We start from the raw sequence: 19,428 nt of genomic DNA on the forward strand, positions 1-19,428 counted from the left end.
GTGTTCAGCGAACACCCAGTGTGACGGAGAGGAGCTGCCCGTGACGGAGGCGCAGCAGGTGACGGACGAGCGGAAACCCACCGGTGCGTGGGGAGGTGTCGACCGCTATTTCAAGATCACCGAGCGCGGCTCATCCTTCGGAACCGAGATACGCGGCGGGCTCGTCACCTTCGTGACGATGGCCTACATCGTCATCTTGAACCCGATCATCCTGACGAGCGGCGTTGACGTCGAGGGGAACACGCTCTCGTTCCCGGCGGTCAGTGCCGTCACCGCTCTGACGGCCGGGGTCATGACGATCCTGTTCGGCATCGTCTCGCGGCTTCCGTTCGGCTTCGCAGCGGGGTTGGGCATCAACGCGTTCCTCGCCTTCTCCGTCGTCGGCCAGGTCACCTGGCCGGAGGCGATGGCGCTCGTCGTCATCAACGGCGTGCTCATCGTTCTGCTTGCCGCGACGGGCCTCCGCCGCATGATCTTCGATGCCGTGCCGGTCGAGCTGAAGCTCGCCATCACGGTCGGCATCGGTCTGTTCATCGCCTTCATCGGCTTCGTCAACTCCGGGTTCGTCACGGCGACGGGAAGCGCGTCTCCGCCCGTCGGGCTCGGCATCGGGGGCTCGGTCGTCACCGTCCCGACGCTGATCTTCGTGGTCACGCTGATCCTGACCGGAGTGCTGGTCGCGGCGAAGGTCAAGGGCGGCCTGCTGATCGGTCTCGTCTCCGGCACGGTCATCGCGGTCGTCGTGGAAGCCATCTGGAATCTCGGTGCCGCAACGGAGAACCCGGGCGGCTGGGGGCTCACAGTGCCGGCGCTCGACGGAGCGCCGTTCGGCATCCCGGACCTCGGGCTCGTCGGAGCGGTCAGCTTCGATCTGGGGCGCGTCGGTGTCGTCACCATCGTGATGCTCGTCTTCACGCTGCTCTTCACGAACTTCTTCGATGCCATGGGCACGATGACGGGCCTGTCGCGCGAGGCGGGACTCGCCGATGCACAGGGTAACTTCCCGCGTCTGAAGTCGGCGCTCGTCGTCGAGGGCGTCGGCGCCATCGCGGGCGGTTTGACGTCGTCATCGTCGAACACGGTCTTCATCGAGTCGGGGGCCGGCATCGGCGAAGGGGCGCGCACCGGGTTCGCGAACATCGTCACGGGCCTCATGTTCCTGCTCGCGATGTTCTTCACCCCGCTCACGCAGATCGTGCCGACCGAGGTGGCCGCAGCAGCGCTGGTGATCGTGGGCGCGCTGATGATGGCGCAGATCAAGCACATCGACCTCACCGACTTCCGCGTGCTGCTCCCGGTATTCCTGACGGTCGCGGTCATGCCGATGACCTACTCGATCGCGAACGGCATCGGCGCCGGCTTCGTGGCCTGGGTGCTGGTGCACGCCTTCTCCGGGCGCGCGAAGCAGGTGCACTGGCTGCTGTGGGTCGTCGGGGCCGGCTTCGTGCTGTTCTTCGCGCGCGGGCCGATCGAGGCGGCGCTCGGCGCCTAGTCCTCGCTCGGGCGCGGAATGCGGCGGTCAGCGTCGCGGCGCGTGCCCGTCGTGGGATCGCGTTCCGCCGGAGCGCTGCGCGAGCAAGTGCTCGAGGGTCGTCTCGAGCACGGCGAGACCGTCGCGCACGCCGCCGGCCGAGCCGGGGAGTGTGATGATGAACGAGGATCCGGCGAACCCTGCCACACCCCGGGTGAGCACCGCGGCGGGGAGCGTCGCGACTCCTCGTCTCCGCAGCTCCTCGATGAGCCCGGGCACCTGCACCTCGAGCAACGGCTCGACGGCCTCCGGGGTGCGATCGCTGGGGGACACCCCGGTGCCGCCGGTCGTCACGATCACCGCTGGCGCTTCGGCCAACGCGGATCGCACGGCGCGCGCCACGTCGTCACCGTCGGCGACGACGGAGGGGTCACCGGTGGTGAAGCCGTGTTCGCGCAGCCATTCGGCGATGAGGGGACCGGTGGTGTCCGACGCTTTCCCGGCGGCCGCACTCGTCGACGCGACGATCACGCGCGCCGCACGCGGAGCTTCGCTCACGAGATCTCCCAGTCGCCGCTCTTGCCGCCAGCTTTGGCCAGCACACGGGTGCTCGTGATGACCGCGTGGTGGTCGACCGCCTTGATCATGTCGTAGAGGGTCAGGGCGGCGACGCTCACCGCGGTCAGCGCCTCCATCTCGACGCCCGTCACACCGCGCGTCGTCACAGCGGCGGTGATGCGGACCCGATCGGACTCGCACTCGAAGTCGATCGCGACCTTCGAGAGCGGCAGCGGGTGGCAGAGCGGGATGAGATCGGGGGTGCGCTTGGCCGCCATGATGCCGGCGATGCGCGCCGTACCGAGTGCCTCTCCCTTCGGCAGGTCACCCGTCGCGAGACGCTCCACCACATCGGCGCGCGTCTCGAGGTACGCCTCCGCGGTCGCTGTGCGCTTCGTCACGGCCTTATCGCTGACGTCGACCATGTGCGCGCTGCCGTCCGGGCGCAGGTGAGTGAGCTCTCCTGCATCTGCAGCGGTCGGTCGGGGACCGTTCTCAGACATCGAACCTCTGTATCTCGATCGGGGAGCCGGCCGCGAGATGGGCGACTCCGATGGGGATGTGGGCGAGCAGTTCGGCGCGGGCGAGGTCCGCAAGCAGGTGCGAGCTCGGCGGCGTCAGGGCTACCGTGCCATCGTCGAGGAAGCGACCGCGACGCACTTGATGCTTGTGCTCGGGCGAATCCGCGTCGTGTGCGAGCACGGCCGTCGAGCGCTCGCCGTGCGCCGGCGCTCCGGCGTACGCGCGAAGCAGCGGCAGGAGGAAGAGCTCTGCGGAGATGGCGGAGCTCACAGGGTTTCCGGGGAAGCAGAGGGTGACGAGTCGCCGCCCGTCGACGACGATGGAACCGGCGCCTTGCGGACCTCCTGGCTGCATCGCGATCCCGGTGAAGCTGATATCGCCCGTCGAGTGCGCAGCATCGGAATCGCCGCCGAAGGCATCCCGCACCACCTCGAAGGCCCCCGCGCTGATGCCGCCAGAGGTGACCAGCAGATCGTGGGTCCCCGCGGCTTCGATGCATGCGCGAAGCGCCTCGGGGCGATCGGCGACCCGTCGCGTGGTGACGTCGGCTCCCGCCTCGCGCAGGGCAGCCGCCAGCATCGGCGCGTTCGCGTCGTAGATGCGCCCGGGCCCGAGCGGCTCACCCGGGGCGGTGACCTCGTCGCCCGTCGAGAGCAGCAGGACGCGCGGGCGCAGACGCACTGGGACCGTCGAGATGCCTGCGCTCGCGAGGAGACCGATCGATGTCGGGCGCAGCCGGGTCCCGGCGCGCAGCAGTGGTGCGCCGGGCCGGTGATCGGATCCCTGCGCCCGCACGAACGCACCGGCGGACGGAGCCTCGGCGAAGGCGACGGTCTCCTCGGGCGATGCGAGAGGCAGTGGCGTGCCGGTCGGGCGGTGCAACCGCCCGAATCGCGGCGGATCCGCCTGCTCGATCGGGATCACGGCGTCGGCTCCGAACGGAACAGCGGCACCCGTCATGACGGGACAGGCGACGCCCGGCGGGCACATGAACGGCGGGTCGCCCGCCGCGGCTGTGGGGCCGACGGTCAGCGCGAACGGCGGAGCACCGGTGAAGTCTGCGGTGCGCACCGCATAGCCGTCCATCTGCGAGTTGTCGAATGGCGGCAGCGCGAGAGCGGCGGCGATGTCGTGGGCGGCCACTCGGCCCGAGAGCGCACGGTCGTCGATGGGAATCAGCTCGGGCGCGCGCAGCGCCAGATCTTCGAGCAGCGGAAGCACGAGCTCGGCGACGACCGCTGCGTGCTCGGCGTGGCTGCGCATCGTCACCCTCCCGCGAAGGCGGGGAGCACGTCGACGACGTCGCCGACGATCTTCCCGTCATCGCATCGCACCGTGCCGTCCACGAGGAAGGAACCCGAGCGGATCACCCGTTGCATGTCGTCGCCGTAGCGCTCGACCAACTCGGTGCGAAGCGCGGCGAGCGTCGCATCACCCGTCGTCTCCCACAGCTCTTCCTCGCGGCCCGTGGCTTCCGCCGCGGCTGCGAAGTATCTCAGAGTGATGCGAGGCATACCGCCATGCTAGCGAACCCTCGTGCGTGCGCCGGCGTGCATGGCTCGTAGAATGAGTGCCATGTCTGGGGTCGGTGATTCTCGTGCGACGCGACCGGAACCGGAACGCGGCGCCGGCCGCCGCCCGCCGCTCGTGGCTCCGGTCGAGGCGCTCCCCGCAGAAGCCGCGATTCGCGCGCAGCGGCAGATCGTGCTGCCGGGGTTCGGCGACGAAGCGCAGCGGCGACTCGCGAATGCGAAGGTGCTCGTCATCGGCGCGGGCGGCTTGGGGTGCGCGAGCGTCCCGTTTCTCGCCGGAGCCGGCGTGGGCCGCATCGGGCTGCTCGATGACGACGTCGTCGAGATGTCGAACCTCCACCGGCAGACCACGCATCGAACCTCCGACATCGGGCGCGCGAAGGTCGATGCGCTCGCGGAGACCGTGCTCGCCCTGGATCCGAGTATCACGGTGGATCGCCATCGTGTGCGGCTGAGCGCGACGAACGCGCTCGACCTGTTCGAGGCGTACGATCTCGTGCTCGACGGCAGCGACAACTTTCCCACCCGCTATCTCACGAACGACGCGGCGGAGCTCACCGGAACTCCGCTCGTGTGGGGAGCGATTCTGCAGTTCTCCGGTCAGGTGGGCGTCGCTTGGCACCGCTTCGGTCCCGGGTACCGCGATCTGTTCCCCGCCCCGCCGACGCCGGAGAGCGTGCTGAACTGCGCGGTCGGGGGAGTGCTTCCGGGTCTCTGCGGCACCATCGGCACGCTCATGGCGACCGAGGCGCTGAAGCTCATCGCGGGCATCGGGGAGCCGCTGATCGGGCGGGTGCTGCTCTACGACGCACTCGCGGCCCGTACGCGTGAGATCGCGGTGAACCGGGATCCGCTCGCGGGGCCGATCACCGGTCTGGTGGACTACGAGATGTTCTGCGGAACGACTCCGTCATCGACGCTGCCGGAGTCACGGGGGGTCAGTGCCGAAGCCTTCGCGGAGACGCTGCGCACGGGTGAGCCGTCGCGCGTGCTCGATGTGCGGTCCGCCGAGGAGTTCGCTGAACGTCGCGTGCGCGGCGCGGTTCGGCTCTCGGTGGACGATATCGAGACCGGTGATATCCAGAGCCTGGAGGGCATGCTCGAGAACGGTGCCGATGGGCCGATCTGGGTGTACTGCGAGCGCGATCCCCGTTCCGTTCGCGCGACAGCAGCGCTCGTGTCGCAGGGGATCGACGAGGTTCGCTTCGTGCGCGGCGGGATCTCGCGACTCGCGAGCGCCGCACCCGATCTGATCGTCAGAGGGGAAGCACGCGCGCGTGGATCCGACGCGCGGGCCGAGGAGGACGCATGACTGAGATATTCGCCCGTATCACCGACACGTCGATCGACGCCGAGCAGGTGGTCGCCGCGGTCGACGATCCGACGTGCGGCGCGCTGGTGACCTTCCACGGGATCGTGCGCGATCACGATGGGGGCCGAGATGTGGCGGCGCTCGACTATCGGGCGCACCCGGAGGCCGAGCGCTTCATCGCCGCGTGCGTCGCGTCGGAGCAGGAGCGCTCGGGGCTGCGACTGGCCGCCGTGCACCGCGTCGGTGAACTGAGCATCGGTGACGCCGCGCTCGTCGCCGCGGCCTCTGCGCCGCACCGGGCCGAAGCCTTCGCGGCCATCGAGCGACTCGTCGAGCGCATCAAGCACGAGGTGCCGATCTGGAAGCGCCAGCACTTCGCCGACGGGATCAGCGAGTGGGTCGGGCTCTAGCTCGATCACCCTCCGATATACGACATCTCGATCCGCTCGCGATCCGCAGCCGCATCGCCCAGCTGCGCGCGCTGCTCCGAGTATCGATCGTCTCGCACCGACCACACGTCTGCGAGGGCCCCTCGCAGCTGGTCGTCGTCGGCCCCTGAGCGCAGCAACTCGCGCAGATCGAAGCCGCGCGACGCGAACAGGCAGGTGTAGAGCTTGCCGTCGGCCGACACGCGCGCACGGGTGCAGGTTCCGCAGAAGGCGCCCGTGACACTCGAGATGACCCCGATCTCGCCTGACCCGTCGAGGTATCGCCAGCGCTTGGCGGTCTCGCCCGCTCGGGTCTCCGCGACCGGTACGAGGGGGTGCACCGCATCGATGCGCTCGATGATCTCCGCCGACGGCACGACGTCGTCGAGCACCCAGCCGTTGCTCGCGCCGACGTCCATGTACTCGATGAAGCGCAGGATCTGGCCCTCCGCCCGGAAATGCTCCGCGAGCGGAACGATCTCGTCGTCGTTCACGCCGCGCTTGACGACGGCGTTCACCTTCACGGGGCCGAGCCCGGCCGCGTTGGCCGCAGCGATGCCGTCGAAGACTCTGGCGAGCGGGAACCGCACGTCGTTGATCGCTTGGAATCGCGTCTCATCGAGCGAGTCGACTGAGACCGTCACCCGGTCGAGTCCGGCCTCGCGCAGGGCGGCGGCTTTGACGCGCAGCGCGGAGCCGTTCGTCGTGAGCGCCAGATCCGGTTTTCGTCCGTCTGGGGTGCGCAGTGCTGCGAGTCTGGAGATGAGCTCCTCGATGCCCCGCCGCAGCAGCGGCTCGCCGCCGGTGAGGCGCAGCTTGTCGACGCCGAGGTCGACGGCGCTGCCTGCGACGCGCACGATCTCATCGAAACTCAGCAGTTCGTCGCGCTCCATGAATTGGTGGTCGCTGCCGAAGAGCTCCTTCGGCATGCAGTACACGCAGCGGAAATTGCAGCGATCCGTGATCGAGATGCGCAGGTCGCGGAGCGCGCGCCCCCGAGCGTCGGGGAGACCGACGGAGGGCAATCGCTGCGCGCGCCCGGTGACCCGCGAAACGGGCCTCAGCTTCAGCATCGCGGCACCTCCTGCGCGCCACCCTAGCAGCTGCTCCCCGGCCCCCGCCGGGGAGCCCTACATCGCGCGTGCGGCCGTTCGCCCCTGCACGAGCGCGAGTGAGACGAGCGCGATCGCGATGAGGATCAGCGACAGCGTCAGCGCCGTGTCCTGCGTGACGCCGGCACCGTTGAACGCCGTGTAGATCGCGAGGGGCACCGTCCGAGTCGTACCGCCGGCGTTCCCGGCGAAGAGAGCTGTAGCGCCGAACTCCCCGAGCGCACGGGTGAAGCAGAGAATGATCCCGGCGGTCAGGCCGGGGCGGATGATGGGCAGTGTGACGCGGAAGAGCGCTGTCGCGGGCGTGGCGCCGAGTGTGGCCGCGGCGTCGCCGAATGCCGGGGTGAGCGCGCGCAGCGCCCCCTCAACGGAGATGACGAGGAACGGGAGCGACACGAACGTCTGCGCGATGACGACGGCGCCTGTGGTGAACGGGATGCGGATTCCCGCCTCCGCGAGCACATCGCCGAGCGCTCCGCCGCGGCCGAGCAGTGAGAGGAGTGCCAGACCGCCCACGAGCGGCGGCAGTACGAGCGGGAGCGTGACGATGCCGCGCAGGGCGACGGACCACCAGCCGCTCGCTCGGGAGAGGACCACGGCGAGTGGCACGCCGAGCGCGATGCAGCAGAGCGTGGCGGAGGCCGCGGTGATGAGTGAGAGCGCCAGTGCACTGCCGGTCGCCGGATCGGCGAGCGTCGCGGGGAGAGCCGACCAGTTCATGCGGACGAGCAGTGCCACGAGCGGCAGCACGAGGAGCGCGCCGCCGAGGAGCGCGGGGGCGATCACCACTCCGGGAACCTCCCGGCGGCGTCGCTGCGATGCGCGGGCGGGCGCGTGTCGCGTGCGCGATCCGCCGTTCACGGGGAGTCCACCGTGCCGAAACCGAGTTCGGCCAGCCGGGACTGGACGCCGGCTGCGAGGAGGGAGTCGGCGAACGCACGCGCGGCCGCCTCGGAACGCGACCCGGCGATCGGGGCGATGAGATAGCTCCCAGCGGCGTCGCCCGCACCCGGGATCTCGACGCCCTCGACCCCGCCCGCTGAGCGCAGCACATCGGAGCGATAGACCAATCCGGCGTCGGCCTCCCCGGAAGCCACTTTGGTCATGACCGCCGTGACGTTCTGCTCCTCGCTCGCGGGCTGCAGCGATACTCCGTCGCGCTCGAGCAACTGCTGAGCGGCAGCGCCGCAGGGAACCTCAGCGGCGCACACCACGACCGTCGGCCTTCGCTCGTCGGCTCCGCGCCGGGCGAGGTCTTCGAGTGAATCGATCGCGAGGGGGTTTCCCGGAGCCACCGCGATCTCGAGAACACTGGTCGCGAACCGCACGGGCTCGGCGGCGAGCAACCCGGCATCGCCGACGCTCGACATGGTGCGCTCGTCGGCAGATGCGAAGACGTCGACGGGGGCGCCGCCGATGATCTGCGTGGCGAGCACCGAGGAACCGTCGAAGGTCAGCGCGTCGAAGGCGACATCCGGATGGTCGGCGGTGAAGGCTTCTGCGGCCTCGGTGACGACATCTTGCAGCGAAGCCGCTGCGGCGACGGTGAGCCGGCCGGAGAGCCCAGGGTCGTCGGCATCAGCTGCCGGTGCATTCCCGGGCGCGCCGGGCGCGCCGCAGCCGGCGAGGGCGAGGATCACGGTGCAGACGGCGACGGCTGCGGTCGTTCTGGCGCGCGCCTGCTGGCGCGTGGGGGAGATGCGGCGGGGCACGGAGATTCCTCGAATCAGGGGCGCTGCGTTAGCAGCGCTCGGTTTCGATCATGACGGTCGTGGCTTTGACGATGGCGGTCGCTCTCGACCCCACCTCGATGTCGAGATCGTCGAGCGCCTCGGCGGTCATGAGCGACACGACGCGATTCGGACCGCACTGCAACTCGACTTGCGCCACCAGACCCTCCCGCTGCACGCCGGTGACGATTCCGGTGAAGCGATTGCGTGCGCTCTGCCGGGTCGTGCCCGGTGCGGCGGAGCCCGGCGCGAGATCGAGGGCGCGTCGGGCGAGCGAGGCGCCGCTGACGGTCCGTCGGCCCGCTGCATCGACGCCGGCTTCGAGGAGGCCCTCCGCGCTCCACCTGCGGACCGTGTCGTCGCTGACACCCAGCAGCACCGCCGCTTCGCTGATCCTGAAATGCGTCATGGCAGAGAGTCTATCTCCGCAGGTGCGGGAAGGGTCAGCCTCGACCTCCGCATGTGCCGTCGGCGACCGCGGCTTCCGGCGCCGGTGGACTCCGTGCGCTGTTGACTTGTTTTGGAACTCGCACTAGCTTCTGGAGCAGAGCGGTCGTCCACATTCGTGCGCAGCCGCCGAGCCTGACCGAGGTACGTTCCCGGTCGCTCTTCACGCAGTGCAGCGAGAGGAGAACGCAATGAGCAGTGTCGGATTGCTCTACGTCGGAGCCGTGCTGTTCATCAACGGTCTGATGCTGCTCGACGTCGTTCCCGCACGTGCGGCGGCGGCCATGAACCTGTTCGTCGGGGGCATGCAGGTGGTGTTCCCGACGATCATCATCGCGCAGGCCGATGGTGACGCATCGGTGATTCTCGGTGCATCGGGCCTGTATCTCTTCGGGTTCACCTACCTCTACGTCGCGTGGAACACGTTGACCGGCGCGAGCGGAGAGGGGCTCGGCTGGTTCTCCATCTTCGTCGCGGCCTGCGCCGTCGTCTACGGCATCGTGCAGTTCACGCACCTGGCCGACCCCGTCTTCGGCGTGATCTGGTGGTCCTGGGCGGTGCTCTGGCTGCTCTTCTTCCTCGTGCTCGCCCGCGGACGCGATCGGCTGACGCGCGTCACGGGGTGGTTCACCCTGCTGCTCGGCATCGGCACGGGCGCCGTGCCCGCACTCATGCTCCTGACCGGAACCTACGTCACGGGCGCAGCGCCGGCGCTCGTAGCGGCCGCGGTGTTCGCAGCGTGCTTCGCCGCGGCGTGGGTGCTCGGTCGCCCCCGCCAGCAGAGATCCGGCCGTGTCGCGGCCGGCACCATGACCGGAGGTCGAACCGATGCCGAACTATAGCTTTCGCTGCGCCGAGGGGTGCGCCTTCGACGCGATGTACTCGATGAGCGAGGTGCCTCGGCAGACGGCGTGCACGAAGTGCGGTGCGACCGCCGCTCGAGCGATCACCGCACCGCACCTTTCGGCTGCGGGCAGCAGCGCCTACGGCCTGCTCGAACGAAGCTCTCGCAGCGCGCACGATCCGCAGACGGTGGATCGTCTCCCCGCTCGCGGCGCTGCGTCGCGGCAGCCGGTCACCCGAAACCCGCTCCACGCGAAACTTCCGAAGCCATAGCTGAGAGATCCGTACCACCCGCTACAGGAAAAGAGGACGAGCTGATGCCCGAACATGTATTCCAACTGGATTCGTCGAAGAAGTTCACCGAGCAGGAAAAGGTCGGCCACAACCGCTGGCACCCTGAGATCCCTCCGGTCGCCACCGTGAAGCCCGGAGATGCGTTCCGCGTCGACTGCCGGGAGTGGTTCGACGGCGCGATCGTCAACGATGACTCCGCGCAAGACATCCTCGATGCACCGCTCCTGACCGTCCACACCCTGAGCGGGCCGTTCCGCGTCGAAGGGGCTCAGCCGGGCGACCTGCTCATCGTCGACATCCTCGACGTCGGCCCGATCCCGCAAGAGGATTCGGGGCCGCTCGCCGGCCAGGGATGGGGGTACACCGGCATTTTCGCGAAGCGCAACGGCGGCAGTTTTCTGACGGATCAGTTCCCGGATGCGTACAAGGCGGTGTGGGATTTCTCGGGGCAGACGGCCACATCCCGGCACATCCCGGGCGTCTCGTTCACCGGCATCATTCATCCCGGGCTGATGGGCACGGCGCCATCGGCCGGGCTGCTCTCGAAATGGAACGCCCGCGAGGCGGCGCTCATCGCCACCGACCCGGATCGCGTTCCGCCGCTCGCGCTTCCGCCGGAGGCCGATCACGCGGTGCTGGGCGGCTTGGGGAGTGAGGACTGGACGCGCGTCGCAGGCGAAGCGGCGAGAACCGCGCCGCCGCGCGAGAACGGGGGCAACCAGGACATCAAGAACTTCACCAAGGGCTCTCGCGTGTTCTACCCCGTGTTCGTCGACGGCGCCAACCTGTCGGTCGGCGACCTGCACTTCTCGCAGGGCGACGGGGAGATCACCTTCTGCGGTGCGATCGAGATGGGCGGGTTCATCGATCTGCGCGTCGATCTCATCAAGGGCGGCATGGAGACCTACGGCGTGCACGAGAACGCGATCTTCATGCCGGGCAACGTCGAACCGCAGTACAGCCACTGGCTGGCGTTCTCTGGCACGTCGGTGACCCTCGACGGCGAGCAGCGCTATCTCGACTCGCACCTTTCGTACCAACGAGCCTGTCTGCACGCCATCGACTACCTCACGAAGTTCGGCTACAGCCCGGAGCAGGCCTATCTGCTGCTCGGAGCCGCTCCGATCGAGGGGCGCCTCTCAGGAGTCGTCGACATTCCGAACTCCTGCTCCACCGTGTACCTGCCGACCGAGATCTTCGACTTCGACCCGCGCCCGTCGCAGGCGGGGCCCACGCAGATCGACCCGGGAATCGGTGCACCGCGCGCCGCAGCCTGACCCGGCCGGGCCAGCGCCCGCTCCCGTCTCACGAGGCGGAAGCGGGCGCTGGCCGCGTGTCACACGGTGACCGGGCGCCCGACGCCCACCGGGGTGTTCGAGGGTTCGAGCCGGACGACGACCGCCTTCGACACCGGTGTGTTGCTCTCGAGTGCGGTGCTGTCGAGCGGCACGAGCACATTGGCCTCCGGGAAGTACGCTGCCGCGCACCCGCGTGCCGTGGGGAACGCGACCGTGCGGAACCCGCGGAGCACGCGGTCCGGCTGATCCTTCCACTCACTGAAGATGTCGACGGTCTGCCCGTCGGCCAACCCGAGCTCAGCGAGATCATCGGGGTGCACGAAGATGACCGAGCGCCCCTTCTTGATGCCGCGGTAGCGGTCGTTCAGGCTGTAGATCGTCGTGTTGAACTGGTCGTGCGAACGAATGGTCTGCAGGATCAGGCGTCCGGGCGGGCACTCCACGTGCTCGAGCTCGTTCACCGTGATGCGCGCCTTGCCGGTTGCGGTATCGAACCGGCGCTCGTCGCGGGGTCCGTTCGGCAGCAGGAAGCCGTCCTTCCGTCGCGTCTTCGCATTGTAATCCGCGCACCCGGGGACGACGCGGGAGATGTGATCGCGAATCACGTCGTAATCGTCGATCATGGCGAGCCAGTCGATCCCGTGACGAGTGCCCAGCGTCGCGTGCGCGATCCCGGCGACGATCGCGATCTCCGAGCGCACCTGCTCGGAGATCGGCGGCACCTGCCCGTGCGAGGCGTGCACCGCGCACACCGTGTCCTCGACGGTGACGTATTGGGGCCCGCTGAGCTGCACGTCGACCTCGGTGCGCCCGAGGACCGGCAGAATCAGCGCCTCTTCGCCGGTGATCACATGCGAGCGGTTGAGCTTGGTCGAGAGCTGCACGCTGAGCCGCGTGCGACGCATCGCCGATTCTGCGAGATTCGTGTCGGAGATCGCGCCGAGCAGATTGCCGCCGAGTCCGAACCACACTTTGATCTTGCCCTCGTCGAGCGCTCGGATCCCCTGCACGGCGTCCACCCCGTGCGCGCGCGGAGGCTCGAAGGAGAACTCAGCGCCGAGCGCATCGAGGAAGGAATCGGGCATCTGCTCCCAGACGCCCATCGTGCGGTCGCCCTGCACGTTCGAGTGGCCGCGGATGGGAGACGCGCCGGCTCCCGGCCTGCCGATGTTGCCGCGGAGCAGCAGCAGATTGATGATCTCCTTGATGGTGTCGACGCTCCGACGGTGCTGCGTGATGCCCATCGCCCAGCAGATGATCACGCGACCGGCGCGCACGTACCGCTCGGCGAATTCGTCGATCTCCGCCGAGGAGAGCCCGGTCGCGCGCTCCACCGCCGCGTCGTCCACGTGCACGATGTGCTCCGCGAACTCCTCGAAGCCGTCGCAGTACTCGGAGATGAACTCGTGGTCGAGCACGGTGCCGGGGGCGCGTCGCTCGGCCTCCATGACGCGCTTGGACACGGCCTGCAGCAGTGCGGCGTCGCCGCCGGAGCGGATCTTGAGGAACTGGTCGGCGATCTGCAGCGGTTTTCCGACGTAGCCCCGCACCTTCTGCGGGTCCTTGTACCCGAGCAGGCCGGCCTCGGGCAGCGGGTTCACCGCGACGACGCTCGCACCGTTCTCCTTCGCCTCCTCGAGAGCGGTGAGCATGCGGGGATGATTCGTGCCCGGGTTCTGACCCATGATGATGATCAGGTCGGATTCGAGGAAGTCGTTGTAGGCGATCGTGGACTTGCCGATGCCGACCGTGTACGTCATCGCGGTGCCCGTCGACTCGTGGCACATGTTGGAGCAGTCGGGCAGGTTGTTCGTGCCGAGGACGCGAGCGAACAGCTGGTAGATGAACGCCGCCTCGTTCGACGCGCGGCCGCTCGTGTAGAACGACGCCTCATCCGCGTGATCCAGCGCGTTCAGGTGCCCCGCGGCGATGTCGAAGGCCCGGTCCCAGCTGACCGGCTCGTAATGATCGGAGCCCGCCGGCTTGTAGACCGGCTCGGTGATCCGCCCCTGCATGCCCAGCCAGTACTCGGTCTTGTCCTCGAGCGACGTGAGCGAGTGCTCCTTCCAGAACGAGCGGGGGACGGTCACGGGCGTCGCCTCCCAGGTCACCGCCTTGCCGCCGTTCTCGCAGAACTCCGCGATCTTGCGGTGCTCGGGGTCGGGCCAGGCGCAGCTCATGCAGTCGAAGCCGTCTTTGTGGTTGATCTTCGTCATGAGCTTCGCGGTTTTCGCGAGGCCCAGTGTTTTGACCGCCGGCTCCATCGAGTGGAAGACGCCGCCGAGCCCCGCGGCATAGTCCTTCGGCTCGGTGACTTCGATGTCGGCGTCGGAGAAGTCGTCGCGGGGGGCCTTGGGGCTCATGGATGCACTGCTTTCTCGAGGGGGCCGACGGCACTGCCGGCTGGATCTGGTGATTCTTGCGCGACGTCGGTGATGCGGTCGTCGCGGTTGTAGACGACCATCGATTCCCCGCGCAGAAAGCCGACGAGGGTGATTCCCGACGACTCGGCGAGCTCGACCGCGAGCGACGAGGGGGCCGAGACGGCGGTCAGCATGGGAACCCCCGCCATGAGAGCCTTCTGCGTGAGCTCGAAGCTCGCGCGAGCCGAGACCATCAGCACCACGGATCGCAGGGGCAGCAGCCCCTGCAGGAGGGCCCAGCCGATGACCTTGTCGACCGCGTTGTGGCGACCGACGTCTTCGCGCAGCACGAGCATCTCGCCCGTCCGCCCGTCGAAGAGGGCGGCGGCGTGGAGGCCGCCCGTTCGCTCGAAGACGGCCTGCTGGGCGCGCAGCTGATCGGGGAACGTGATGATCATGGCGGCGTCGATGCGGAGCGGATCCTCTGCGACGTCGAAGCGGGAGCGCGTGTGCACGGCGTCGATCGTCGCCTTGCCGCACAGACCGCACGAACTGGTCGTGGTGAAATTCCGCTGGAGACTCGGATCCGGCGGTGCGACTCCCGGCCCGAGGGCGACGTCGAGCACGTTGTACGTGTTCGGCTCTCCGTCACTCGCGCAGTGAATCGCCGCGGAGAAGTCGTGCTGCTGGTGGATCACACCCTCGGAGACGAGGAACCCAGCGGCCAGCTCGACATCGTGTCCAGGGGTGCGCATGGTCACCGCGAGCGGCGTTCCGCCGACGCGGATCTCGAGCGGTTCTTCGACTGCGAGGAAATCGGCTCGTCGGACTCGGGATCCGCCCACGGTGAGGCGGGTCACTCTTCGACGCGCTGCGATACGTGACACACCTCTTGGATATCATCGAAGGTGATCGGGAGCAAGGCGCCGTACCGGCGCACACCGAATTCGGGAGCGTGGTGGCATGGGTGCGGCAAGCCGGAGCACCGTCGCAGCGCCTGCGAGCACACCGGTCCCGGTGGACGAGCACCGACGCGCCGTGCTCGGCGCCGCGTCGGAGCTTCCCGTCATGGCCGTGCCGCTCCGGAAGGCGACGGGCCTGTACCTCGCCGACGACGTGGCCGCCGCCGTCGCCCTTCCGCTCTGGCACAACTCGGCGATGGACGGTTACGCGGTGCGAGCGGCTGACACGGCTGGGGCTGCGCCCGGCTCGGCCGTGGAGCTGCGCATCATCGGAGAAGTCGCGGCCGGCGACGGCGTCGACCCGCGACTGGAGCGCGGCACCGCGGTGCGCATCATGACGGGTGCGCCCGTGCCGAGCTCGGCCGATGCTGTGATTCCCGTCGAGCAGACGGCTGCCGACGTCGTCGGAGCTGCGTGGGCCGAACACCGTGTGCTGGTGCGGCGGGAGGTCGTGCCGGGAGCCCACGTGCGCCGCCGCGGCGAGGACGCAGCGGTCGGAAGTCTCCTCGCGCACTCCGGCGAACGGCTCGGCGCGCGCCGAATCGCGGCGCTCGCCGCCGCGGGGGTCTCAGAGGTGAGCGTGCGACGCCGACCGCGCGTCGCGGTGATCGCGACCGGAGCCGAGCTGCACACCGGAAGCGGGCCGCTCGAGCGCGGTCAGATCCCCGAGTCGAACTCCGTGCTCATCGCCGGGCTCCTCGCGGAGGAGGGAATCGAGCCGGTGTCGGTCTCCGTGTGCGACGACGATGCCGAGGGGTTCGCCGCGAGACTCGCCGAACTCGCGGGAGAAGTCGACGCGGTGATCACCACGGGAGGCGTCGGCCCGGGGCTGCACGACATCGTGAGGATCGCGCTCGCGATCGAACCCGACGTGCGTGCCGTGCGGGTCGCCGTGAAGCCCGGGCAACCGCAGTGCTTCGGGCGCCTCCGAGGCGGGGCGATGATCTTCGCGCTTCCCGGCAACCCCGTCAGCGCCGCCGTCAGCTACGAGCTCTTCGTGCGTCCGGCGCTCCTCCGCATGCAGGGCGCCGGACGCCTGCACCGTCCGAGCGTTCCTGCCGTCGCCGACCACGGGTGGCGGGGCAGCGCGGAACGGACGCAGGTGCTCCCCGTCCGCATCCGCAGCACGCCGCACGGGCTCCGCTGCTCGCCCGCCGTCGATGCGCGCGGATACTCGCACGCCGTCGGCGGGCACGGGGCGGCCGATGGCTACGCGATCGTCGAGCCCGGTCGTGGCGACGTGAGCGCGGGGGAGACGGTGGAGACGGTGATCGTCGCATGGTGAACGCCTCAGGCGGCCTCGGCGCGATCATCTTTGCCGGAGGTCGTGGATCCCGGCTCGGCGGAGTCGACAAAGCGACGATCGAACTCGGGGGAGTGAGCCTGATCGATCGGGTCGTCGCCGCCGTGCGGGGTATCGGAGTGATGCGCCCCGTCGTGGTCGGCGCGACTGACGCGACGCCGCGCGGTTGCGTCGCAGTGCGCGAGCATCCCCCGTACTCCGGGCCGCTCGCCGCGCTCGCCGCCGGCCTCGCGGCGATCGACCGCTCGGTCGACGAGGTGCTGCTGCTCGCCTGCGATCTCGTGCGACCGGACCTCGTGGTCGCACGGTTGCGCGACCACGCGCCCGCGGGCGGTGCAGACGCGACACTGCTGCGAGATCCCGACGGCCGTGCGCAGTGGCTCGCGGGCCGCTATCGCGTAGCGGCGCTGACTCGCGCCATCGCGGCGCTCGACGGTGCCGTCGCCGACGAGCCGCTCCGACGCGTCACGGCCGCGCTCGAAATCCGCTGGCTGGACGCAGACGCCTCGACCGTCGCCGACATCGACACACCCGCAGACCTCGCACGGGTGCGGTCGTCGCCAGGGTCGCTCGCTGAAGCCAGCTCGGCCGCACCCACCGGATCAGCATCCAACACCCATGGAGGAACCATGCCGCAGTCGAACCATCTCCCGCCGGAGGCCCTGGACGCCTGGCTCGCCGCCGCCGCAGCCGAGCTCGATGTCGATCCCGAGACCGTGCGCATCGGAACCGTGCTCGACGTCGCCCGCGACGTCGCCCATGACGTCGCCCGGCCAGCGGCACCGCTCTCGACATTTCTGCTGGGCGTCGCGTACGGTCGGTCGGGGGAGGCCGATCCGGCACGACTGCAGTCGCTCGCCCATCAGCTCACCGATTGCGCATCCGCGTGGAAAGCCGACCGAACCGACTCGGAGTGACTCGGCCGCCGGCGGCGCGCCGGGTCGGCGCGCGAGCCGCCGCCGACCGGTGCTATTCGCCGAGCGCGAGCGAGCGGAGCTCCTCGACGAGGCCGGCCGCCCCGACGACCATGAACGATTCTCCCGGCGGCGTCGCGGCGTCGCGGCCGATCAGCGTCGCACCGGCCTCGCTCGCGATCAAGACTCCGGCCGCATAATCCCAGGGCTGCAGCCCCTGCTCGTAGTAGGCGTCGAGCCGACCGGCGGCGAGCATGCAGAGATCGTAGGCTGCCGATCCGCAGCGCCGGATGTCGCGGGCTCGGGGGATCACTCGCGCCACCATCTCCGCCTGCTCGGTGCGGCGCTCCGCGGTGTAACCGAAACCGGTGGCGACGAGCGATAGTGAGAGGTCGTCCTGGCCCGTGATGCGGATGGGCTCGCCGTTGCGAGTCGCTCCGCCCCCCTCCCAGGCGACGAAGAGTTCGTCCGTTCGCGGGTTGCACACGGCGCCCGCAATGGCGCGGCGGCCGTCTCCGTATGCGGTCTCATCGGCGACGGTGGCGGCGATGCTCACCGAGTAGGCCGGGAGGTCGTACAGGTAGTTGACCGTGCCGTCGATCGGATCGATGACCCAGGTGATGCCGCTCGTGCCGGCAATGCCGGTTCCCTCCTCGCCGAGGATGCCGTCATCGGGCCGTACGTCTTGGATCGCCGCGACGATGAGCCGCTCCGACTCCTGATCAGCGGCGGTCACCACATCGGTAGCGCTCGACTTGCTCGCAGCCACGTCGACGCCCTGGGCGCGAAGCTCGAGGATGCGCGCGGCAGCTCGTTCGGCGATCCTCGCAGCGATCGCGGCGAGACCCTTCGGGTCGTGGGCGGTCGGTGCAGCTGCGGGGGAGTCGATCATGCTCCCGAGCCTAGTCGAGGCCGGTGCAGCAGCGGGGAGCGCCGGCCGGGCAATGGGGGCCGGATCCGGACAGCAGAACGGGGCCCGAGCGTCATCGACCGGGCCCCGCGTTCTGGGGAGAGGGAATCAGCGCGTCGGCGCCGAGACCACCTCGGGGGAGGCGTACGCGTACGCCTCTTCGCCGTGCGCGGCGAAGTCGATGCCGGCCTCCTCGACCTGCGGCGGAACGCGGAGCCCGGTGACGAGCTTCACGCCGAGTGCGATGACCAGGGAGACGACGAAGGAGTACACCATCACCGAGACCACCGAGATCGACTGCACGAGCAGCAGTCCGGCGTCGCCTCCGGTGAAGAGGCCGTCGGAGAAGGCGAAGAACCCCAGGTAGAGCGAGCCGATCACGCCCGCGACGAGGTGCAGCCCAACGACGTCGAGCGAATCGTCGTATCCGAGCCGGTACTTCCACTCGATGGCGAGAGCGCACGCCATTCCCGCGATCACGCCGAGCAGCAGCGCCCACACCGGAGAGAGGCTTGCGGCTGCCGGAGTGATCGCGACGAGACCGCCGACCGCACCCGATGCCGCGCCGATCACGCCGGGCTTCTTGCCGCGCATCACATCGACGAGGATCCAACCGACGATACCTGCGGCAGGAGCCGCGAGCGTGTTGACCAGGATCAGGCCGGCCTCACCGGTCTCCGTCGCGAGACCGCCGTTGAAGCCGATCCAGCCGAACCAGAGCAGTGCTGCGCCGATGGTGACGAGCGGGATGCTGTGGGGCTGATGCGAACCCTTCCCGAAGCCGATGCGCTTGCCCGCGACGAGCGCCAATGCCAGCGCCGCAGCCCCTGCATTGATGTGGATCACGGTGCCACCGGCGAGATCGATGACGTCTGGCAGGCCCAGCGCACTGCCGAGATTCTGGATCCAGCCGCCGCCCCACACCCAGGCTGCGACCGGGAAGTACACGAACGTCGCCCACACGCCGGAGAAGAGCACCCACGAACCGAGCCCGACGCGGTCGGCGATCGCACCCGAGATCAGCGCGGTCGTGATCATCGCGAACACTGCGCCGAAGCCGACGCCGATGAAGCTCGCCGGGTCGGTGTTGATCAAGCCGAAATCTTTGAAGGGGCTCCCGGCGAATCCGCTCTCTCCCTCCGCGAAGTAGTTCATGCTGTAGCCGAAGAGGATCCACAGGACCCCGACGACGCCCATCGCGCTGACGCTGAAGAGCATCATGTTGACGACCGATCGCACGCGAACGAGACCGCCGTAGAACAGGGCGAGCCCCGGTGTCATGATCAGAACGAGGGCTGCGCTCGTAAGCGTCCACACGTCAGAAGGAGTGAGTTCCATGCTGGTGCCTTTCTCTCGAGCGGGCCGTGGCCGCCACAGTGGAACCAGTGTGCGCCGCGGCTGTTTCGCGACCGTCTCGCTGCGATTTCGG

The 19,428-nt window shown here is 69.1% G+C and carries 20 protein-coding genes; 8 read left to right on the forward strand and 12 right to left on the reverse strand.

What is annotated here, in order from left to right; translation table 11 throughout:
- The first annotated feature begins 40 nt into the window (after positions 1-40).
- Positions 41-1,492: an NCS2 family permease gene (locus ABFX18_RS04580; RefSeq protein ID WP_346057559.1), complete on the forward strand. Its 1,452-nt coding sequence runs from the start codon at positions 41-43 to the stop codon at positions 1,490-1,492.
- Between the two features lie 27 nt (positions 1,493-1,519).
- Here ABFX18_RS04580 and ABFX18_RS04585 read toward each other — a convergent pair whose 3' ends face one another.
- Genes ABFX18_RS04585 through ABFX18_RS04600 form a run of 4 tightly spaced genes read right to left on the reverse strand, consistent with a single transcriptional unit; the run spans position 1,520 to position 4,065 of the window.
- Positions 1,520-2,029 carry a molybdopterin-binding protein gene (locus ABFX18_RS04585; RefSeq protein WP_346057560.1) on the reverse strand — a complete coding sequence of 170 codons (510 nt, stop codon included), beginning with the start codon at positions 2,027-2,029 and terminating at the stop codon, positions 1,520-1,522.
- Entirely contained in the window at positions 2,026-2,532 is a 507-nt protein-coding gene (gene moaC / locus ABFX18_RS04590) for a cyclic pyranopterin monophosphate synthase MoaC (protein WP_346057561.1), read from the reverse strand. The genes ABFX18_RS04585 and moaC overlap by 4 nt, the downstream gene beginning before the upstream one ends.
- The gene (locus ABFX18_RS04595; protein WP_346057562.1) at positions 2,525-3,814 is read right to left on the reverse strand and encodes a molybdopterin molybdotransferase MoeA; all 1,290 of its coding nucleotides are present in this window, start codon (positions 3,812-3,814) and stop codon (positions 2,525-2,527) included. Before ABFX18_RS04595 ends, moaC begins: the two co-directional genes overlap by 8 nt.
- Before the next feature lie 2 nt (positions 3,815-3,816).
- A complete protein-coding gene (locus ABFX18_RS04600) occupies positions 3,817-4,065 on the reverse strand; it encodes a MoaD/ThiS family protein (protein WP_090147690.1) in 249 nt (82 codons plus the stop codon).
- 61 nt (positions 4,066-4,126) lie between these two features.
- On the opposite strand from ABFX18_RS04600, the gene ABFX18_RS04605 reads away from it, so the two are divergent.
- The gene (locus ABFX18_RS04605) at positions 4,127-5,395 is read left to right on the forward strand and encodes a ThiF family adenylyltransferase (RefSeq protein WP_346057563.1); all 1,269 of its coding nucleotides are present in this window, start codon (positions 4,127-4,129) and stop codon (positions 5,393-5,395) included.
- Positions 5,392-5,805 carry a molybdenum cofactor biosynthesis protein MoaE gene (locus ABFX18_RS04610; protein WP_090147694.1) on the forward strand — a complete coding sequence of 138 codons (414 nt, stop codon included), beginning with the start codon at positions 5,392-5,394 and terminating at the stop codon, positions 5,803-5,805. Before ABFX18_RS04605 ends, ABFX18_RS04610 begins: the two co-directional genes overlap by 4 nt.
- 5 nt (positions 5,806-5,810) lie before the next feature.
- On the opposite strand, the gene moaA is transcribed toward ABFX18_RS04610, so the two are convergent.
- The 4 genes from moaA to ABFX18_RS04630 all read right to left on the reverse strand — a co-directional run bounded on the left by moaA (position 5,811) and on the right by ABFX18_RS04630 (position 9,074).
- The gene (moaA, locus tag ABFX18_RS04615; protein WP_346057564.1) at positions 5,811-6,896 is read right to left on the reverse strand and encodes a GTP 3',8-cyclase MoaA; all 1,086 of its coding nucleotides are present in this window, start codon (positions 6,894-6,896) and stop codon (positions 5,811-5,813) included.
- Positions 6,897-6,953: 57 nt separating this feature from the next.
- Positions 6,954-7,724 carry an ABC transporter permease gene (locus ABFX18_RS04620; protein ID WP_336661444.1) on the reverse strand — a complete coding sequence of 257 codons (771 nt, stop codon included), beginning with the start codon at positions 7,722-7,724 and terminating at the stop codon, positions 6,954-6,956.
- A gap of 68 nt (positions 7,725-7,792) precedes the next feature.
- Positions 7,793-8,647 carry a molybdate ABC transporter substrate-binding protein gene (gene modA / locus ABFX18_RS04625; RefSeq protein ID WP_346057565.1) on the reverse strand — a complete coding sequence of 285 codons (855 nt, stop codon included), beginning with the start codon at positions 8,645-8,647 and terminating at the stop codon, positions 7,793-7,795.
- A 28-nt stretch (positions 8,648-8,675) separates the two neighbouring features.
- Entirely contained in the window at positions 8,676-9,074 is a 399-nt protein-coding gene (locus ABFX18_RS04630) for a TOBE domain-containing protein (protein ID WP_346057566.1), read from the reverse strand.
- A gap of 229 nt (positions 9,075-9,303) precedes the next feature.
- On the opposite strand from ABFX18_RS04630, the gene ABFX18_RS04635 reads away from it, so the two are divergent.
- Genes ABFX18_RS04635 through fmdA form a run of 3 tightly spaced genes read left to right on the forward strand, consistent with a single transcriptional unit; the run spans position 9,304 to position 11,526 of the window.
- Entirely contained in the window at positions 9,304-9,954 is a 651-nt protein-coding gene (locus tag ABFX18_RS04635; protein ID WP_090147701.1) for an AmiS/UreI family transporter, read from the forward strand.
- Positions 9,941-10,228: an FmdB family zinc ribbon protein gene (locus ABFX18_RS04640; RefSeq protein WP_346057567.1), complete on the forward strand. Its 288-nt coding sequence runs from the start codon at positions 9,941-9,943 to the stop codon at positions 10,226-10,228. Before ABFX18_RS04635 ends, ABFX18_RS04640 begins: the two co-directional genes overlap by 14 nt.
- 44 nt (positions 10,229-10,272) lie before the next feature.
- Positions 10,273-11,526 (forward strand): formamidase, encoded by a 1,254-nt coding sequence (fmdA, locus tag ABFX18_RS04645; protein WP_090147707.1) that lies wholly within the window; start codon positions 10,273-10,275, stop codon positions 11,524-11,526.
- Between the two features lie 59 nt (positions 11,527-11,585).
- Here fmdA and ABFX18_RS04650 read toward each other — a convergent pair whose 3' ends face one another.
- Both ABFX18_RS04650 and fdhD read right to left on the reverse strand, forming a co-directional pair.
- Positions 11,586-13,910 (reverse strand): FdhF/YdeP family oxidoreductase, encoded by a 2,325-nt coding sequence (locus ABFX18_RS04650; protein WP_090147710.1) that lies wholly within the window; start codon positions 13,908-13,910, stop codon positions 11,586-11,588.
- On the reverse strand, positions 13,907-14,797 hold the full coding sequence (gene fdhD / locus ABFX18_RS04655) for a formate dehydrogenase accessory sulfurtransferase FdhD (RefSeq protein ID WP_346057568.1): 891 nt from the start codon (positions 14,795-14,797) through the stop codon (positions 13,907-13,909). The genes ABFX18_RS04650 and fdhD overlap by 4 nt, the downstream gene beginning before the upstream one ends.
- A 76-nt stretch (positions 14,798-14,873) precedes the next feature.
- On the opposite strand from fdhD, the gene ABFX18_RS04660 reads away from it, so the two are divergent.
- A complete protein-coding gene (locus ABFX18_RS04660; RefSeq protein ID WP_346057569.1) occupies positions 14,874-16,157 on the forward strand; it encodes a molybdopterin molybdotransferase MoeA in 1,284 nt (427 codons plus the stop codon).
- Positions 16,151-17,092: an NTP transferase domain-containing protein gene (locus tag ABFX18_RS04665; RefSeq protein ID WP_346057570.1), complete on the forward strand. Its 942-nt coding sequence runs from the start codon at positions 16,151-16,153 to the stop codon at positions 17,090-17,092. Before ABFX18_RS04660 ends, ABFX18_RS04665 begins: the two co-directional genes overlap by 7 nt.
- A 52-nt stretch (positions 17,093-17,144) precedes the next feature.
- Here ABFX18_RS04665 and ABFX18_RS04670 read toward each other — a convergent pair whose 3' ends face one another.
- Complete coding sequence (locus ABFX18_RS04670; RefSeq protein WP_346057571.1) at positions 17,145-17,981, reverse strand: inositol monophosphatase family protein; 837 nt, start codon at positions 17,979-17,981, stop codon at positions 17,145-17,147.
- A gap of 126 nt (positions 17,982-18,107) precedes the next feature.
- A complete protein-coding gene (locus ABFX18_RS04675; protein ID WP_090147725.1) occupies positions 18,108-19,337 on the reverse strand; it encodes an ammonium transporter in 1,230 nt (409 codons plus the stop codon).
- Between the last annotated feature and the right edge of the window lie 91 nt (positions 19,338-19,428).

The sequence above is a fragment of the Leucobacter alluvii genome, assembly GCF_039530485.1.
Taxonomy (GTDB): Bacteria; Actinomycetota; Actinomycetes; order Actinomycetales; family Microbacteriaceae; genus Leucobacter; species Leucobacter alluvii.

What these genes read in the sequence shown, in the direction of transcription:
- ABFX18_RS04635 (WP_090147701.1), top strand. Translation starts at nt 9,304, where the DNA reads ATGAGCAGTGTCGGATTGCTCTACGTCGGAGCCGTGCTGTTCATCAAC.
- ABFX18_RS04665 (WP_346057570.1), top strand. Translation starts at nt 16,151, where the DNA reads ATGGTGAACGCCTCAGGCGGCCTCGGCGCGATCATCTTTGCCGGAGGT.
- ABFX18_RS04610 (WP_090147694.1), top strand. Translation starts at nt 5,392, where the DNA reads ATGACTGAGATATTCGCCCGTATCACCGACACGTCGATCGACGCCGAG.
- ABFX18_RS04675 (WP_090147725.1), bottom strand. Translation starts at nt 19,337, where the DNA reads ATGGAACTCACTCCTTCTGACGTGTGGACGCTTACGAGCGCAGCCCTC.
- ABFX18_RS04595 (WP_346057562.1), bottom strand. Translation starts at nt 3,814, where the DNA reads ATGCGCAGCCACGCCGAGCACGCAGCGGTCGTCGCCGAGCTCGTGCTT.
- ABFX18_RS04650 (WP_090147710.1), bottom strand. Translation starts at nt 13,910, where the DNA reads ATGAGCCCCAAGGCCCCCCGCGACGACTTCTCCGACGCCGACATCGAA.
- ABFX18_RS04670 (WP_346057571.1), bottom strand. Translation starts at nt 17,981, where the DNA reads ATGATCGACTCCCCCGCAGCTGCACCGACCGCCCACGACCCGAAGGGT.
- fmdA (WP_090147707.1), top strand. Translation starts at nt 10,273, where the DNA reads ATGCCCGAACATGTATTCCAACTGGATTCGTCGAAGAAGTTCACCGAG.
- ABFX18_RS04630 (WP_346057566.1), bottom strand. Translation starts at nt 9,074, where the DNA reads ATGACGCATTTCAGGATCAGCGAAGCGGCGGTGCTGCTGGGTGTCAGC.
- moaA (WP_346057564.1), bottom strand. Translation starts at nt 6,896, where the DNA reads ATGCTGAAGCTGAGGCCCGTTTCGCGGGTCACCGGGCGCGCGCAGCGA.
- moaC (WP_346057561.1), bottom strand. Translation starts at nt 2,532, where the DNA reads ATGTCTGAGAACGGTCCCCGACCGACCGCTGCAGATGCAGGAGAGCTC.
- ABFX18_RS04605 (WP_346057563.1), top strand. Translation starts at nt 4,127, where the DNA reads ATGTCTGGGGTCGGTGATTCTCGTGCGACGCGACCGGAACCGGAACGC.
- ABFX18_RS04660 (WP_346057569.1), top strand. Translation starts at nt 14,874, where the DNA reads ATGGGTGCGGCAAGCCGGAGCACCGTCGCAGCGCCTGCGAGCACACCG.
- ABFX18_RS04640 (WP_346057567.1), top strand. Translation starts at nt 9,941, where the DNA reads ATGCCGAACTATAGCTTTCGCTGCGCCGAGGGGTGCGCCTTCGACGCG.
- ABFX18_RS04600 (WP_090147690.1), bottom strand. Translation starts at nt 4,065, where the DNA reads ATGCCTCGCATCACTCTGAGATACTTCGCAGCCGCGGCGGAAGCCACG.